General features: G+C 72.3%; 15 protein-coding genes. 6 read left to right on the top strand and 9 right to left on the bottom strand.

All coding sequences use genetic code 11. The annotated features are described in order from the left end of the window. Positions 1 to 123: 123 nt before the first annotated feature. The 6 genes from QIY60_RS16365 to rsmI form a co-directional block, all read right to left on the bottom strand. Entirely contained in the window at positions 124 to 1,026 is a 903-nt protein-coding gene (locus QIY60_RS16365) for a 4-(cytidine 5'-diphospho)-2-C-methyl-D-erythritol kinase (RefSeq protein WP_283145963.1), read from the bottom strand. Continuing rightward, a complete protein-coding gene (gene rsmA / locus QIY60_RS16360; RefSeq protein ID WP_283143113.1) occupies positions 1,026 to 1,886 on the bottom strand; it encodes a 16S rRNA (adenine(1518)-N(6)/adenine(1519)-N(6))-dimethyltransferase RsmA in 861 nt (286 codons plus the stop codon). Before rsmA ends, QIY60_RS16365 begins: the two co-directional genes overlap by 1 nt. After that, the gene (locus tag QIY60_RS16355; RefSeq protein ID WP_283143112.1) at positions 1,883 to 3,202 is read right to left on the bottom strand and encodes a resuscitation-promoting factor; all 1,320 of its coding nucleotides are present in this window, start codon (positions 3,200 to 3,202) and stop codon (positions 1,883 to 1,885) included. Before QIY60_RS16355 ends, rsmA begins: the two co-directional genes overlap by 4 nt. A gap of 141 nt (positions 3,203 to 3,343) precedes the next feature. Then, a complete protein-coding gene (locus tag QIY60_RS16350) occupies positions 3,344 to 4,261 on the bottom strand; it encodes a TatD family hydrolase (RefSeq protein WP_283143111.1) in 918 nt (305 codons plus the stop codon). A gap of 30 nt (positions 4,262 to 4,291) precedes the next feature. Further along, positions 4,292 to 4,702 carry a hypothetical protein gene (locus QIY60_RS16345; protein WP_283143110.1) on the bottom strand — a complete coding sequence of 137 codons (411 nt, stop codon included), beginning with the start codon at positions 4,700 to 4,702 and terminating at the stop codon, positions 4,292 to 4,294. Positions 4,703 to 4,886: 184 nt separating this feature from the next. Further along, positions 4,887 to 5,765 carry a 16S rRNA (cytidine(1402)-2'-O)-methyltransferase gene (gene rsmI, locus QIY60_RS16340; protein ID WP_283143109.1) on the bottom strand — a complete coding sequence of 293 codons (879 nt, stop codon included), beginning with the start codon at positions 5,763 to 5,765 and terminating at the stop codon, positions 4,887 to 4,889. A 95-nt stretch (positions 5,766 to 5,860) separates the two neighbouring features. On the opposite strand from rsmI, the gene QIY60_RS16335 reads away from it, so the two are divergent. The 5 genes from QIY60_RS16335 (at position 5,861) to QIY60_RS16315 (ending at position 12,253) form a co-directional block, all read left to right on the top strand. Further along, the gene (locus QIY60_RS16335) at positions 5,861 to 7,633 is read left to right on the top strand and encodes a phospholipid carrier-dependent glycosyltransferase (protein ID WP_283143108.1); all 1,773 of its coding nucleotides are present in this window, start codon (positions 5,861 to 5,863) and stop codon (positions 7,631 to 7,633) included. 117 nt (positions 7,634 to 7,750) lie between these two features. Beyond that, a complete protein-coding gene (locus tag QIY60_RS16330) occupies positions 7,751 to 9,406 on the top strand; it encodes a penicillin-binding transpeptidase domain-containing protein (protein ID WP_283143107.1) in 1,656 nt (551 codons plus the stop codon). 65 nt (positions 9,407 to 9,471) lie between these two features. Then, on the top strand, positions 9,472 to 9,960 hold the full coding sequence (locus QIY60_RS16325) for a YbaK/EbsC family protein (RefSeq protein WP_283143106.1): 489 nt from the start codon (positions 9,472 to 9,474) through the stop codon (positions 9,958 to 9,960). Beyond that, entirely contained in the window at positions 9,957 to 10,808 is an 852-nt protein-coding gene (locus tag QIY60_RS16320; protein WP_283143105.1) for a DMT family transporter, read from the top strand. Before QIY60_RS16325 ends, QIY60_RS16320 begins: the two co-directional genes overlap by 4 nt. 287 nt (positions 10,809 to 11,095) lie before the next feature. Continuing rightward, positions 11,096 to 12,253 carry a serine hydrolase domain-containing protein gene (locus tag QIY60_RS16315; RefSeq protein WP_283143104.1) on the top strand — a complete coding sequence of 386 codons (1,158 nt, stop codon included), beginning with the start codon at positions 11,096 to 11,098 and terminating at the stop codon, positions 12,251 to 12,253. A 3-nt stretch (positions 12,254 to 12,256) separates the two neighbouring features. Here QIY60_RS16315 and QIY60_RS16310 read toward each other — a convergent pair whose 3' ends face one another. The 3 genes from QIY60_RS16310 to QIY60_RS16300 are packed head-to-tail and all read right to left on the bottom strand — an operon-like array spanning position 12,257 to position 14,863. After that, a complete protein-coding gene (locus QIY60_RS16310; RefSeq protein ID WP_283143103.1) occupies positions 12,257 to 13,030 on the bottom strand; it encodes an ABC transporter ATP-binding protein in 774 nt (257 codons plus the stop codon). An 8-nt stretch (positions 13,031 to 13,038) separates the two neighbouring features. Continuing rightward, the gene (gene cbiQ / locus QIY60_RS16305; protein ID WP_283143102.1) at positions 13,039 to 13,800 is read right to left on the bottom strand and encodes a cobalt ECF transporter T component CbiQ; all 762 of its coding nucleotides are present in this window, start codon (positions 13,798 to 13,800) and stop codon (positions 13,039 to 13,041) included. A gap of 1 nt (position 13,801) precedes the next feature. After that, positions 13,802 to 14,863, bottom strand: coding sequence for an energy-coupling factor ABC transporter permease (locus QIY60_RS16300; RefSeq protein WP_283143101.1), 1,062 nt, complete (start codon positions 14,861 to 14,863; stop codon positions 13,802 to 13,804). A 201-nt stretch (positions 14,864 to 15,064) separates the two neighbouring features. Here QIY60_RS16300 and QIY60_RS16295 point away from each other — a divergent pair, with 201 nt between their 5' ends. After that, on the top strand, positions 15,065 to 15,415 hold the full coding sequence (locus QIY60_RS16295) for an SsgA family sporulation/cell division regulator (protein WP_283143100.1): 351 nt from the start codon (positions 15,065 to 15,067) through the stop codon (positions 15,413 to 15,415). Positions 15,416 to 15,458: the final 43 nt, after the last annotated feature.

Here is a 15,458-nt window from a genome sequence, read left to right as displayed (position 1 = left end):
GTTAGGGGCGCGGGGAACTGCGCGACCAGCCCCCGACGGGCCGCAGTCGAAGAACGACGTCTTTCAGGTGCAGACCATGCATGGCTGAGCGCGCAGTTCCCCGCGCCCCTAGGGGGTTGGGGCTCAGCCCAAGACCACAGTTGCGCCGGGGGCGGGGGAAACCGCCACCCGGGCCGAGCGGCACGTGCCCGAAGCCGTGAGGGCATCGGCGATCTTGCGCGCGCTCTCCTCGCCTTCGGCGAGAAAGGCCGTCGTGGGGCCCGACCCCGAGACCAGGGACGCCAGCGCACCCGCCGCCGTGCCCACGGCGAGGGGATCGGACAGAGACGGGCGCAGGGACAGCGCCGCGGGCTGGAGGTCGTTCGCCAGCACCGGCGCCAGCGCGAACGGGTCGCCTTCGCGCAGTGCGGCCAGCAACAAGGGGTCCGCCGACGGGGACGCCGCCCCCGGCGTGAGGCGGTCGAACTCGCGGTAGACCGCCGGGGTCGACAGCCCCCCGTCGGCCGCCGCGAAGACCCAGTGGAACGTCCCGCCGACCTCCAGCGGGCTCAGCTTCTCGCCCCGGCCGGTGCCCAGCGCCGCACCCCCGACCAGGCTGAACGGCACATCGCTGCCGAGCTCCGCGCAGATGTCGAGCAGCTCAGAACGCGACGCCCCCGTCCCCCACAGCGCGTCGCACGCGACCAGCGCCGCCGCGCCGTCCGCGCTGCCGCCCGCCATCCCGCCCGCGACCGGGATGTCCTTGGCGATGTGGAGGTGGACGTCGGGCGCGAGGCCGAACCGGGCGGCGAGCAGCTCGGCCGCCCGCGCCGCCAGGTTCGTACCGTCCAGGGGGACCTTGTCCGCGTCCGGGCCGGAGCACGTGATCCGCAGCGAGTCGGCCGGCGTGGCCGTGACCTCGTCGTACAGGCCGACCGCGAGGAAGACGTTGGCCAGGTCGTGGAAGCCGTCGGGGCGGGCCGGGCCGACCGCGAGCCGGACGTTGACCTTGGCGGGGACGCGGACCGTGACCGCCGCCGCCTCCATCACTTCTTGGCCTCCGCGATCCGCGCGAACTCCTCCACCGTCAGCGCCTCGCCGCGCGCCTGCGGCGAGATCCCGGCCGCGACGAGCGCCTCCTCGGCGAGCGCGGCCGAGCCGGCCCAGCCGGACAGCGCGGCCCGCAGGGTCTTGCGGCGCTGGGCGAAGGCCGCGTCCACCACCGCGAAGACCTCCGCCTTGGTGGCGGTGGTCTTCACCGGCTCGGTGCGCCGGACCAGCGAGACCAGGCCGGAGTCGACGTTCGGGGCGGGCCAGAAGACGTTGCGGCCGATGGACCCGGCCCGCTTGACCTCCGCGTACCAGTTGGCCTTCACCGACGGCACGCCGTACACCTTGTTGCCGGGCTTCGCCGCGAGCCGGTCCGCGACCTCCGCCTGGACCATCACCAGGGTGCGCTCGATCGTCGGGAAGCGGTCCAGCATGTGGAGGAGGACGGGGACCGCCACGTTGTACGGAAGGTTCGCGACCAGTGCGGTCGGGGCGGGCCCGGGCAGCTCCTGGACCAGCATCGCGTCGGAGTGGACCAGCGCGAAGCGGTCCTCCTTCGCGGGCAGCCGGGACGCGATCGTGGCGGGCAGCGCGCCCGCGAGCACGTCGTCGATCTCGACGGCCGTCACCCGGTCCGCCGCCTCAAGGAGCGCCAGGGTCAGGGAGCCGAGGCCGGGCCCGACCTCCACCACGACGTCGTCGGGCCGCACCCCCGCCGTCCGTACGATCCGGCGGACCGTATTGGCGTCGATGACGAAGTTCTGACCGCGCTGCTTGGTGGGGCGTACGCCCAGCGCTGCGGCCAGTTCACGGATGTCGGCGGGGCCGAGGAGGGCGTCGGGCTCAGTGGTGCTCACCGATACAGCCTACGGCCGCAGTGCGGCCACGGACTCGACCCCCGCTGTACGTAGAGCTTCTTCGCCCGGAACGTCTGCTCGGAGGCGCTGGCGTGCTGCGGCAGCCCGCTGCCGCCGAGGGCGTGCCAGGTCCGGCCGTCGAACTGGTAGAGCCCGCCGTAGTTCCCGGTCGGGTCGACCGCCCCGGGGCGCCCGCCGGACTCGCAGTGGGCGAGCTCGTCCCAGTCGAGGTGGTCGGCGCCGCCGACCGAGGTGGGCAGCGGCCTGGTGCCGACCCGGACGGTCTGCGCGACCGGCCGGCGCACCACGTGCTCGGCCACCTTCCTCGGCTTCTGCCGGACGCCGTCGACGGTCCGCAGCGCGTAGGTGACCTTGCGGAAGCCGCGCTGCCCTGGCCGGTCGACGACCTCGGTCCCGGCGAACAGCGAGTCGTCCTCGGTCTTCTCGACCTCGTACGGGATGGGCTCCTCGCGGACCTCGCGGCTGCCGGTGATCCGCATGACGGTGATCGTCTGGCCGTCGCGGGGGAAGGCCGACGGCGGCACCGAGGTGGTGTCCTGGCCCCGCAGCGAGATCCCGGCCTCCTCGATGGCGTCGGCGACGGTGGCCGCGTTGGTGCGGATCGTGCGCTCGCGGCCGTCGGCGAGGAAGGTGACCTGGCGCTCGGTGCGCACGTCCAGGCCGATCCCGGCGCGGCCGATCTCGAAGGAGCGGGAGGCCGACAGATACGCGCCCTCGGCCCGCACCCCGAGCTGGCGCAGGGCCCCGTCGACCGTCTGGGCGGTGGTCCACACCTGGCGGCGCCGGCCGTCGAGGGTGAGCGCGACGGGGCGGCCGTAGCGGACGACGACCTCGTCGCCGCCGGCCAGTCTCTCGTGGCGGCCGGGCGCCACGATGTCGTGGTCGCCGACGCTGACGTGCTGGTCCGCGAGGAGCTCGTCGACGTCGTCCGCGAAGGTGTGCAGGGTGCGCGGCACGCCGTCGACGGTGAGCCGCACGGCCTTGTCGTTGGCGAGGAACGCGGTGGTCCCGCCCGCGAGGCAGGCGACCACCAGGGCCTGCGGGATGATCTTGCGCAGGGCGTCGGGACCGGCCCCGAACAGCACCCCGCCGCTCCTGCGGCGCCGCGCGGCCCGCCGCGCCCCGGCCCGCGAGCCCTCGTCCTGCCCCGCGCCGGGCCCCGGCACCTCGGCCGGCTGCGTCTCGTACGTGTCGTACGAGGGCGGCGCGTCCTGCGGGTACGGCGGCTCGGCCGTTCTGGTCGCCGCGCGGCGGCCGCCGCGTGCGGCACGGTGACTGCCCTGCGTATTGCTCACGGCGCTCCAGAGTTCCGGCCGGTCGTCCCGTCGAGGCCGGGACATTAGCGGAGCGCCGGTCACCGTCCAAAGCGATTCGACTACGGAGTGTCGTCACGCTACCCTGCGCTCGCCCACTCGGAGCACCGCTGCCGTTATCCGTCAGTAATCGAATGCGCGCGCAGTGTTCTCCGCGATGGCCGCGGCCAGCACGTCCTCGTGGATCGACTTCACCGCCGCCATGGCCCGCACCGTGATCGGAACGAGATACGGCGCATTGGGCCGTCCGCGGTACGGCGCCGGGGTGAGGAAGGGCGCGTCCGTCTCCACCAGGACCAGTTCGAGGGGGGCGACGGCGAGCGCGTCGCGCAGCGGCTGGGCGTTCTTGAAGGTCATGTTTCCGGCGAAGGACATGAAGTACCCGGATTTTGCGCAGAGTTCCGCCATTTCCGCGTCACCGGAATAGCAGTGGAAGACCGTGCGGTCCGGGGCGCCCTCTTCCCGCAGAATGCGCAGCACATCCGCGTGCGCCTCGCGATCGTGGATGACGAGCGCTTTGCCGTGCCGCTTGGCGATCTCGATGTGCGCCCGGAAGGAGCGTTCCTGGGCGGCCATGCCGTCGGCCCCGGTGCGGAAGTAGTCGAGCCCGGTCTCGCCGACGGCCTTGACGTGCGGGAGGGCGGCGAGCCGGTCGATCTCGGCGAGCGCGTCGTCGAGGGCGGCGTCGCCGCCGGGGTTACGGGGGTCCAGGGGGCGGAGCCCCCGGCGGGGGGCCTGGGGGGGTTGCCCCCCCGAAACCCCCTTTTCCCCATCCACCCCATGCACGATCCGGGGTGCCTCGTTCGGGTGCAGAGCCACTGCGGCCCATACGTTCTCCCAGGCGGCAGCCGTCTCCGCGGCCCACTGGGAGCCCTTCAGGTCGCAGCCCACCTGGACCACCGTGGTCACACCGACGGACGCGGCCCTCATCAGGGCCTCCTCCACCGTGGTGGACTGCATGTCCAGGTGGGTGTGCGAATCGGCCACCGCCACACCGAGCGGTTCGGGCAGCGGCGGCGGGGCATCCTTGGCGGCACTCATGGGGCCGATCCTATGAAAGGCCCCGGCCCGTCACTTCTTGTGGTGGTGCTGGAAGGGGTGCAGGAGGTCCGACAGGTGCCAGTGGTGCTCGTCCTGGGGCGTGGTGCCGGGCCCGGCCGCCGGGGTGTCCGGCTGCGGGTCGCCCCCGGACCCGATCGGCCCGGCGGGCGCCTGGTGGGTCGAGTGGTGCGCGAGCCACTGCTGCACGCTGGAGACCCGGCCGGCGCGCAGGGTGCGCACGACGTGCCCGCCGCAGTTCAGACAGGTGGGGTGGGAGAGCGGTGACGGCACCCGTTCCCCGTTCGCCTTGTAGACCACGAACGGCTGCCCCTTGCCGTCCACGTGGTGCTCTATGTCGTACGCCTGCTCCCAGCCATACCCACACCTCATGCACGCGAAGGCGTATGCCTCGTGCGCCGTGGTCTCAGCGATCTCACTCATGTGCCGGCTCCTCTTGTCCGCTGGACAAGCTCTTGCGAGCGCTCTCCTTGCGAGCGGGGGCGAAAGCGTCCCCCGCTCCATGGGACGCCTTTCGCCGCCGAAACGCATCAGGGGCTGTCGAGTGTTGGTGCCGATTTGGCCTTTCCTAGGAAAAAGCCCCGGTGCGCGGCCTGCGCTTTACTTTTCACGATAGTCCTTTGCCGTCTCCGGGTACCTGTCGTGCCGCGTTCTTTGCCGCCACGACCGCGTCGAACACCTCGCGTTTGGGCAGACCCGCGTCGAGAGCCACCGCGGCGATCGCCTCCTTGCGCCGCTCGCCCGCCTCCTCGCGCACCTGCACCCTGCGCACCAGCTCCTCGGCGTCCAGCTCGGCGGGCCCGCTCTCGGCGGCGCCCTCCACCACCACGGTGATCTCGCCGCGCACCCCGTCCGCGGCCCACTGGGCGAGGTCCTTGAGGCTGCCGCGCTTGACCTCCTCGTACGTCTTGGTCAGCTCGCGGCAGACGGCGGCGCGGCGCTCGGCGCCGAAGACCTCGGCCATCGCGGCGAGCGTGTCGTCGAGCCGGTGCGGGGCCTCGAAGTAGACGAGGGTGCGGCGCTCCTCGGCGACCTCGCGCAGCCGTCCCAGGCGCTCGCCCGCCTTGCGCGGCAGGAAGCCCTCGAAGCAGAACCGGTCGACGGGCAGCCCGGACAGGGCGAGCGCGGTGAGCACCGCCGAGGGCCCGGGCACGGCCGTGACCTTGATGTCCTTCTCGACGGCGGCCGCCACGAGCCGGTAGCCGGGGTCGGAGACCGACGGCATCCCGGCGTCGGTCACGAGCAGCACGCGCGCGCCGCCCTCCAGCGCCTCGACCAGCTCGGGCGTACGGGCGGACTCATTGCCCTCGAAGTAGGAGACGACCCGCCCCGAGGTGTGGATGCCGAGCGCCCGGGTCAGGCCGCGCAGCCGCCTGGTGTCCTCGGCGGCGACGACGTCGGCCCGCTCCAGCTCGGCGGCGAGCCGCGGCGGCGCGTCCGCGATGTCGCCGATGGGGGTCCCTGCGAGTACGAGTGTTCCGGTCACCGTGCCATCCTCCCAGCCCCGGGACCTCCTGGTCGCCCGGGCCGGATCGGCCCCGGCCGCGGGACTCGCACAGGCGCTTTCCCTACGATGGCGCGGTGACCAGTACTGCGCCACACCCCCTTGAGGGCCATGACGCCGGAGATCCGCCGCCCGGCTGGCAGGACCGGCTGCGCCGCTTCGGCTACGCGGCCCGGCCGAGAATCGGCCTGCGCGACCGGCTGGTGCCGCCCTACACCCGGCCGTCCGGGCAGCTCTGGGCGGTCCTGAATGTCTCCCCCGCGACGGCCGAGCGCCTGGTGCGCTGGTCGGCGTGGGGCGGGCCGCTGCTGGTCACGCTGGTCGCGGGGGTGCTGCGGTTCTGGAGGCTGGGCAGCCCGGACGCGGTGATATTCGACGAGACGTACTACGCCAAGGACGCCTGGGCGCTGATCAACCGCGGCTACGAGGGCGCCTGGCCGAAGGACGTCGACAAGTCGATCATCAAGGACCCCTCGTCGGTGCCGATCCCCACCGACCCGGGGTACGTGGTGCATCCGCCGGTCGGCAAGTACCTCATCGGCATCGGCGAGAAGTGGTTCGACTTCACCCCGTTCGGCTGGCGCTTCGTGATGGCGGTGCTCGGCACGCTCTCGGTGCTGATGCTCTGCCGGATCGGGCGGCGCCTCTTCCGCTCGACGTTCCTGGGCTGTCTGGCGGGCGCGCTGCTCGCGGTGGACGGGCTGCACTTCGTGATGAGCCGGATGGCGCTGCTCGACCTCGTGGTCATGTTCTTCGTGCTCGCGGCCTTCGGCTGCCTGCTGATCGACCGGGACCGGGCGCGGGCCCGGCTCGCGGCGGCGCTCCCTGCGAGCGAGGACGGCGACCTGCGCCCGGACACGGCCGTGGCGGAGGGCCTGCGCCTGGGGTGGCGCCCCTGGCGGATCGCGGCCGGGGTGATGCTGGGCCTGGCCTGCGGCACCAAGTGGAACGGCCTGTACGTCCTGGTCTTCTTCTGTGTGATGGCGGTGCTGTGGGACGCGGGCGCCCGCAGGACGGCGGGCGCGGTGCGGCCGTACCGCGCGGCGCTCAGGAGGGACGTTTTCCCGGCGTTCGTCTCCACGGTCCCGGTGGCCGTGGTGACGTATCTGACCTCCTGGACCGGCTGGTTCATGACCGACAAGGGCTACTTCCGGGACTGGGCGCACGGCCGCGACGGCCTCTCCCCCGACCACGTCAAGCTGCCGCTGCTCGGCGAGGTGAGCCTGCCGCAGTTCGACATGAGCTGGATGCCGGAGTCGCTGCGCAGCCTGTGGCACTACGAGGCCGAGGTCTACAGCTTCCACGTCAACCTGCACGACAAGCACACCTACCAGTCCAACCCCTGGAGCTGGATCGTCCTGGGCCGCCCGGTCTCGTACTTCTACGAGAGCCCCTCGCCCGGCACCGACGGCTGCCCCTCGGACACCACCGACAAGTGCGCCCGCGAGGTGCTGGCGCTCGGCACGCCGCTGCTGTGGTGGGCGGCCTGCTTCGCGATCCTGTACGTGCTGTGGCGCTGGGTGTTCCGGCGCGACTGGCGGGCGGGCGCGATCGTCTGCGGCATCGCGGCGGGCTGGCTGCCGTGGCTCCTCTACCAGGAACGCACGATCTTCTTCTTCTACGCGGTCGTCTTCGTGCCGTTCCTGTGTCTGGCGGTGGCGATGATGATCGGCGCGATCCTGGGGCCACCGGGCTCGGACGAACGGCGCCGGGCCATCGGCGCGATCGGCGCGGGCGTGCTCGTGCTGCTGATCGTCTGGAACTTCATCTACTTCTGGCCGCTGTACACCGGAACGGCGATTCCGCTCGATTCGTGGCGAAACCGGATGTGGCTGGATACCTGGGTGTGACGCGGTGGGCGGTGTCCCGGTCCGGTAACGGGTGGGGCTGGTGTCAGTGCTGTCACGTAAAGTTCCTTCCAAGCAACTCTTGAACGCGTTCAAGGGACTCCTGGGGAGGGGCTGCAGATGCGCAGTGGAGCCAAGGCCGCCATCGTCGGCGGCGTGTTCGTGGTGGTCGGCACCGGCGTGGTGTACGGCGGCTACCAGATGCTGTCCGGGGACGACTCGTCCTCGGGTGGGCACACCAGGGCCGCGCCGGTACGGACCGGGCCGCCCCGCGCCGACGAGATCACCAAGACCGCGCAGGCCTTCTTCGACGCCTGGTCGAAGGGGGACGCGGCGGCGGCCTCGGCCCTGACCAACAACAACGCGGCCGCCCAGACCGCGCTCGCCGGCTTCCACGACGAGGCGCACGTGGACAAGGTGACGATCACGCCGGGGGCGGCCACGGGGGCGACCGTTCCGTACACGGTGAAGGCGGAGGTCGCCTACGAGGGGAAGACCGCGCCGCTCGCCTACAGCTCCCGACTGACCGTCGTTCGGGGCGTGACCACCGGCAAGGCACTGGTGGACTGGCAGCCGGCCGTCGTCCACCCGAAGCTGAAGACGGGCCAGAAGCTGGTGACCGGGGCGGCCAAGAGCCCCGAGATCGAGGCCGTGGACCACCGGGGGCGGGTGCTGACCAAGGAGAAGTACCCCTCGCTCGGGACCGTTCTGGACTCGCTGCGGCAGAAGTACGGGGCCAAGGCCAACGGCACTCCCGGCGTGGAGACCTGGATCGAGGGCGGCGGCGTCGAGGGTGGCGCCGACAGCACCCCGAACCAGACGCTGCTCACCCTGGCCAAGGGGAAGCCCGGCAAGCTGACGACGACGCTCGACGCGGACGTACAGGCGGCGGCCGAGCAGGCCGTGAAGCAGTTCGCGGAGTCGTCGGTGGTCGCGATCGAGCCGTCCAGCGGGGCGATCCGGGCCGTCGCGGACAACCGGCAGGACGGCTTCCCCGCCTCGCTCCAGGCGTCCGTGGCGCCCGGCTCCACGATGAAGATCATCACCGGCGCGATGATCATCCAGAACGGGGTGGGCGGGGCGAACCAGCAGGTCGAGTGCCCGGCGACGGTCCCGTGGGAGGGCTACACCTTCCACAACCTCAAGGACTTCTCCATCTCCGGCGGCACCCTGACCGAAGCGTTCGCCAAGTCCTGCAACACCGCCTTCATCAAGCCGGTGAAGCCGCTCAACGACAAGCACATCGCCGGGACGGCGCTGGGCCAGACCGCCCGGGACTACTTCGGGCTCGGCCAGGACAACTGGAAGCTCGGCGGGGTGAAGTCCTTCGACGGCAGCATCCCGGAGTCCTCCGGCGTGGAGACCGCCGCCTCCTACATCGGGCAGGGCAAGGTCCAGATGAGCCCGCTCGACCTGGCGTCCGTCTCGGCCACCGTGATCAACGGCGGCTTCCAGCAGCCGGTGATCGTGCCGCAGTCCCTGGACGACCGCGAACTGGCCAAGGCCAAGCCGCTGCCCGGCTCGCTGGCCACCCAGCTCCGGCAGATGATGCACGCGGCGACCACCGGCAACGGGACGGCCGTGAACACGATGGCGGGAGTGCCCGGGCCCAAGGGCGCCAAGACCGGCTCGGCCGAGGTCGACCAGCAGGGCAAGTCCAACAGCTGGTTCACCGGGTACGGCAACGGGCTCGCCGCCGCCGCGCTCGTCCAGTCCGGCGGGCACGGCGTGGACGCGGCGGGGCCGATCGTGGCGCGGGTGCTGCGGGCGGGCTGAGCGGGCCGTCCCACCGGCGAAACGCCCTCGCATGCGGCATACAGCTACCGCTAGCGTGCGGGGGCATGAGCGCTCAAGATTCCGTTGCCCACCCCCGATTCGCCGAGGCGCTGCGCGCACTCGGGCTCGACGTGGAGGTACGCCGCTTCCCGGACGCGACCAGGACCGCCGCCGAGGCGGCCGCCGCCATCGGCTGCGACATCAGCGAGATCGTCAAGTCGCTGGTCTTCGAGGCGGACGGGGTCCCGGTGATCGTCCTGATGGACGGCTCGTCGCGGGTGGACGTGGAGCGCGTACGGCACGAGCTGGGCGCGGAGAAGGTGAAGCGGGCCGGGGCGGAGCTGGTACGGGAGACGACGGGGTACGCGATCGGCGGCGTCCCGCCCTTCGGCCACGTGCGCCGCACCCGGGTCCTCGCCGACCGCGCGCTGCTCGACCACGACGTGGTCTGGGCGGCAGCGGGCACTCCGCACACCGTCTTCCCGCTCGACCCCAAGACGCTGATCGGGCACGCGGGCGGGGCGCTGGTCGACGTGCGCGAGCGTACGGCGTGACGCTGACCGTCACGCTGGCCGTCCTGCTCGCCGCCGTCACCCACGCGTCCTGGAACGCGATGGCGCACACGATCAAGGACCAGCTGGTCGCGTTCACGCTGATAGGCGGCGGGGGGACGGCGATCGCCGCGGTCCTCGCGGTGTTCACACCGCTGCCCGCCCTGGGCGCCTGGCCATATCTGGTCGCCTCGGCGCTGCTGCACACCGGCTACCAGGTGCTGCTCATGCGGTCGTTCAGCCTGGGCGACTTCGGGCAGATGTATCCGATCGCGCGGGGCACGGCGCCGCTGGTGGTGACCGTGCTGGCGGTGCTGTTCGTCGGCGAGAGCCTGAACGCGTGGCAGGCCGCGGGGGTGGCGGTCGCCTCGGCGGGGCTTGTCGGGATCGCCCTGTGGGGCATCCGGGGCTCGGGGGCGCGGCCGCACTGGCCGGCGCTTGTGGCCGCGGGGGCGACGGGCCTGTCGATCGCGTCCTACACGGTGGTGGACGGCGTCGGCGTCCGCGCCTCCGGCACGCCCGTCGGCTACATCGCGTGGCTGATGATCCTGGAGGGGCTGCTGATCCCGTCGTACGCGCTGTACCGGCGCCGGGGTGCGCTGGTGGCCCAGCTGCGGCCGTACGCGGGGCGGGGGCTGCTGGGGGCGGCGCTCTCCATGACGGCGTACGGCCTGGTCCTGTGGGCCCAGACGCGGGCTCCGCTGGCGCCCGTGGCGGCGCTGCGGGAGTCCAGCATCATCGTGGGGGCGGCGATCGGGGCGCTGTTCTTCAAGGAGCGGTTCGGGGGGCCGCGGATCGCTGCGGCGGGGGTGTTGGTGGTGGGGATCGGCTTGCTGCTGCGGGCGGGTTGACCGGTCGTTTTGCCCCCACCCCGCCCCTTCCCGAAAGCCCTCTGGCGGGCAGCCGAGTGCTTCGCCTGCGGGCCGTATGTGGCTGGTCGCGCAGTTCCCCGCGCCCCTTGAATGCCGCTGCGCGGCAATCCCCTGGGCGCCCCGGAGGGGCGCATCTCAGGGGCGCGGGGAACTGCGCGAGCAACCCCCACCGGCCCGCGGACAAACGGCGGAGCCCCCGGGGAAGAATCGTCCCGGGCCACCACGTTCAATGGACCGGACGCGTAGCCAAGAACGTGGGAGCGGGCGTGGACGTGCAAGGCTCGGTGGACCCGGGGTACGAAGCGGTCAGGGACGCCTTCGTCCGTAACTTCACCCTCCGCGGAGACCACGGCGCAGCCGTCGCCGTGTACCGGGACGGACAGAAGGTCGTCGACCTGTGGGGCGGCACGAAGGACGTCGACGGGCAGGCGCCCTGGGCCGTCGACACCGCCCAGATCGTCCGCTCCGCAACCAAGGGCGTGGCCGCCGCCGTCCCCCTCCTCCTCCACCAGCGCGGCCAGCTGGACCTGGACGCGCCCGTGGCCACGTACTGGCCCGAGTTCAAGGCGAAGGGCAAGGAGCGCACCCTCGTCCGGCACCTCCTCTCGCACCGCGCCGGCGTCCCCGCCCTCGACCGGCCCCTCACCCCCGCCGAGGCCGCCGACGGCGAGTCGGGACCGGCCGCGGTCGCCGCTCAGGCGCCGTTCTGGGAGCCGGGGACCGGGCACGGGTACCACGCCCAGACGTACAGCTGGCTGCTTGGCGAGCTCGTCCGCCGCGTCACCGGCCGCACCCTCGGCCGCTGGGTCGCGGAGGAGATCGCCCGGCCGTTGGGGGCCGATTTCTGGATCGGGCTGCCGGAGGAGGAGACACAACGGGTGGGGCGCGTGGGGCCGACAGAGGCGCCCCGCGTCCCCGGGGCCATCACCCTGCGGCCCAAGCGCGCCGTCTCGGCCGCCTACGACGACCCCGCCTCCCTCACCCGCCGCGCCTTCGGCGCCATCGACCCGCTCCCGGACCAGAACGACCCCGCCTACCGCGCCGCCGAACTCCCCGCCGCCGGCGGCATATCCACCGCCCGCGGCCTCGCCCGGTTCTACGCGGCGACGATCGGCGAGGTGGACGGGCGACGGCTGTTCGCCCCGGCCACGGTCGCGCTCGCCCGTACCGAGGAGTCGGCTGGCCCGGACCGCGTCCTGGTCGTCAACACCCGCTTCGGCCTCGGCTACATGCTGCACGGCCCGGCGTCCCCGCTCCTGGGCCCCGGCTCCTTCGGGCACCCCGGCAGCGGCGGCTCCCTCGGCTTCGCCGACCCGGAGTCGGGCATCGCCTTCGGCTACGTCACCAACGGCCACCAGAAGGGCGTCACCGCCGACCCGCGCGCCCAGGCGCTGGTGCGCGCGGTCCGGGAGGCGATCGGGTAGCGGCTACGCCTTGGCCGCCGCCGCCCTCGGGTCGAAGCCGAACGGCAGCTCCAGGCGGTGCGTGCGCATCAGTTCCTCGTCCGACAGGACGTCCACCGTCTTGCCGTCCGCCGCGATCGTCCCGCCGCTGAGGATCACCGACCGGCCGCACAGCTCCATCGCGTACGGCAGGTCGTGCGTGACCATCAGCACGGTGACGTCCAGCGCCCGCAGGATGTCGGCCAGTTCGCGCCTGGACGCCGGGTCCAGGTTCGACGACGGCTCGTCCAGGACCAGGATCTCCGGCTCCATCGCGAGCACGGTCGCCACCGCGACCCGGCGCCGCTGGCCGAACGAGAGGTGGTGCGGGGGCCGGTCCGCGAACTCCGCCATCCCCACCCGCTCCAGGGCCGCGCGCACCCGCGCCTCCAGCTCCGCCCCGCGCATCCCCGACGCGGCCGGGCCGAACGCCACGTCCTCGCGGACCGTCGGCATGAAGAGCTGGTCGTCGGGGTCCTGGAAGACGATGCCGACCCGGCGCCGGATCTCGGCCAGGTTCCGCTTCTCGACGGGCAGCCCGGCCACCGTCACCGAGCCCGCGCCGCCCGTCAGAATGCCGTTGAGGTGCAGGACCAAGGTGGTCTTGCCCGCGCCGTTGGGGCCGAGCAGCGCGACCCGCTCGCCGCGACCCACCGTCAGGTCGACGCCGAACAGGGCCTGGTGGCCGTCCGGGTAGGCGAAGGCGAGCCCGCTCACCTCCAGGGAGGCGGGCGCGGCGGAAGAAGTCGAAGGATCCACAGACGTATTCACAGGGTCCACCCCAGGAGACAGATGACCAGAGCCGACGCGGGGAGCACCGCCGCGTAACGCCATTGCGCACCGGTCGCCGTCACATCGTCGATGACCGGCATCGAACCCGCGTAACCACGGCTGACCATGGCCAGATGTACGCGCTCACCGCGCTCGTACGAGCGGATGAACAGCGCGCCCGCCGACTTGGCGAGGACGCTCCAGGCCCGCAGGCCCTTCGCCTCGAAGCCGCGCGAGCGGCGGGCGATCGACATCCGGCGCATCTCGTCCGTGATCACGTCACCGTAGCGGATCATGAACGACGCGATCTGGACCAGGAGCGACGGGAGCTTGAGCCGCTGGAGGCCGAGGAGCAGGGCCCGCAGGTCCGTGGTGGAGGCCAGGATCACCGAGGCGGCGACCCCGAGCGTGCCCTTGGCCAGGACGTTCCACGCGCCCCACAGACCGTTCTTGCTCAGCGCGAGGCCGAGCACGTGCACCTGGTCGCCCGGCACCACGAACGGCATCAGGACCGCGAACGCCACGAACGGGACCTCGATCAGCAGGCGCTTGAGCAGGAAGCCCACCGGGATCCTGGCCGCGCCCGCCACCGTACCGATCAGCACCGCGTACAGCCCGAAGGCCCAGACGGCCTCGCGCGGGGTCGAGACGACCACGATCACGAAGAGGAAGACGGCCGCGATCTTGCAGTGCGGGGGCAGGTCGTGGACCGGCGAGGCGGCCTGGCGGTACAGCTTGTGCGTGTGGCCGGCGCCCATGTCAGACCTTCTCCGGCTGCGGCACGGCGGTGGGCGTGGCGTCGGCCGCGGTGCCGCGGCGGCGGCGCACGGCCCAGAAGATCCCGCTGCCCACGCCGACCGTCACCGCGACGCCGATCATGCCCGCGAGGCCGGTGGCGACCCGGTCGTTGCCGATGTCCTTGACCGAGTAGCCCGCGAGCGGCGAGTCCTCGGTGGTGTGCTTCTTCTCCTGGGTGTCGATGCCCTTGTCGTGGGCGACCTTCTCCAGGCCGTCGGGCGAGGCGGACGCGTAGAAGGAGAAGAATCCCGCCAGGAGGAGGGCGGCGACGACGAACACCGCGCGGACCTTGTGCGTGGAGCGGGCCGCTGCGGGTACGGGCTCAGGAGCGGGGGCGTCGACCAGTTCGCCGCCCACGCGGAGCTTCAGCGGGGCGTGCAGCCCGCGGGCCCCGTGGACGAGGTCGGGCCGTACGGCGATGACCGCGCCCACGGTGAGCGCCGTGATCGCGGCCTCGCCGATGCCGATCAGGATGTGCACGCCGACCATCGCGGTGAGCACCTTGCCGATGGGAACGTCGGTGGTGCCGCCGACCGAGTAGATCGCGGTGAAGGCGAGGGCCGCGGCCGGGACGGAGAGGAGGGCGGCGACGAAGGTGGCCGCGGTGATGGAGCTCCGCCTGCGGGGCAGCACCTTCACCAAGCCGCGGAAGACGGTGTACGCCACGACCGTCGTCACGATCGCCATGTCGGTGATGTTGACGCCGAGCGCGGTGAGGCCGCCGTCGGCGAAGAGGATGCCCTGCATGAGGAGCACGACGGAGACACAGAGGACGCCGGTATACGGCCCCACGAGGATCGCCGCGAGCGCCCCGCCGAGCAGATGGCCGCTGGTGCCGGCCGCCACGGGGAAGTTCAGCATCTGCACGGCGAAGATGAACGCCGCGACCAGGCCCGCGAGCGGGGCCGTCTTCTCGTCGAGTTCACGTCGGGCCCCGCGCAGGCTGACCGCGATGGCGGCCGCCGCGCCTACTCCGGCTATCGCGGAGACGGGGGCGTTGATGAATCCGTCCGGGACATGCATGGGTGGTCTCCGCTGGGGCCTGGATGGCTGGAACTGTGCGACTGAACCGCTCGATGATAGTCGTGCACTTGCGAATGGCTCGCAAGAGCGCGTGGGTGAGATTTACCAACCGTTCTCACGCCCGGCACGCTCCGCGAAATATGCGACATTTAATGACAGAGAGCATGAAAAGCTGCGCAGAGCGAGTGTGAGGAGCGACTGATGTCCCCCGCCGTCGAGGAACACGCCCGCGCGAGGATCGTCTCCGACGCCCCGCACCACCGCCCCGTTCCGGTCGCCCTGCGCTACGACCCCGCCGAGGACCCGCTGACCGTGCGTTTCGCGTTCCCCGGGGGCAACGAGTGGGTCTTCCCGCGCACCCTCCTGGAGGCCGGACTGCGCGGCCCCACCCGGCGCGGCGACGTCGTGGTCTGGCCGTGCGGCCGGGCCCAGACCGTCCTGGAGTTCCACTCGCCGGACGGAGTCGCGGTGGTCCAGTTCGACAGCTCGCCCCTGGTCCGCTTTCTGCGGCATACGTACAGCGTGACGCCCGCGCCGAGCGGTCGGGCCTAAGCGCCCCGGCGTAGCCGGACGTACGCAACGAAAGAGCCGGCCC

It is taken from the genome of Streptomyces sp. BPTC-684 (assembly GCF_030028635.1).
Classification (GTDB): Bacteria; Actinomycetota; Actinomycetes; order Streptomycetales; family Streptomycetaceae; genus Streptomyces; species Streptomyces noboritoensis.
The sequence above is the reverse complement of the archived record's forward strand: the minus strand, read 5'-3'. Positions and strand labels throughout refer to the sequence as shown.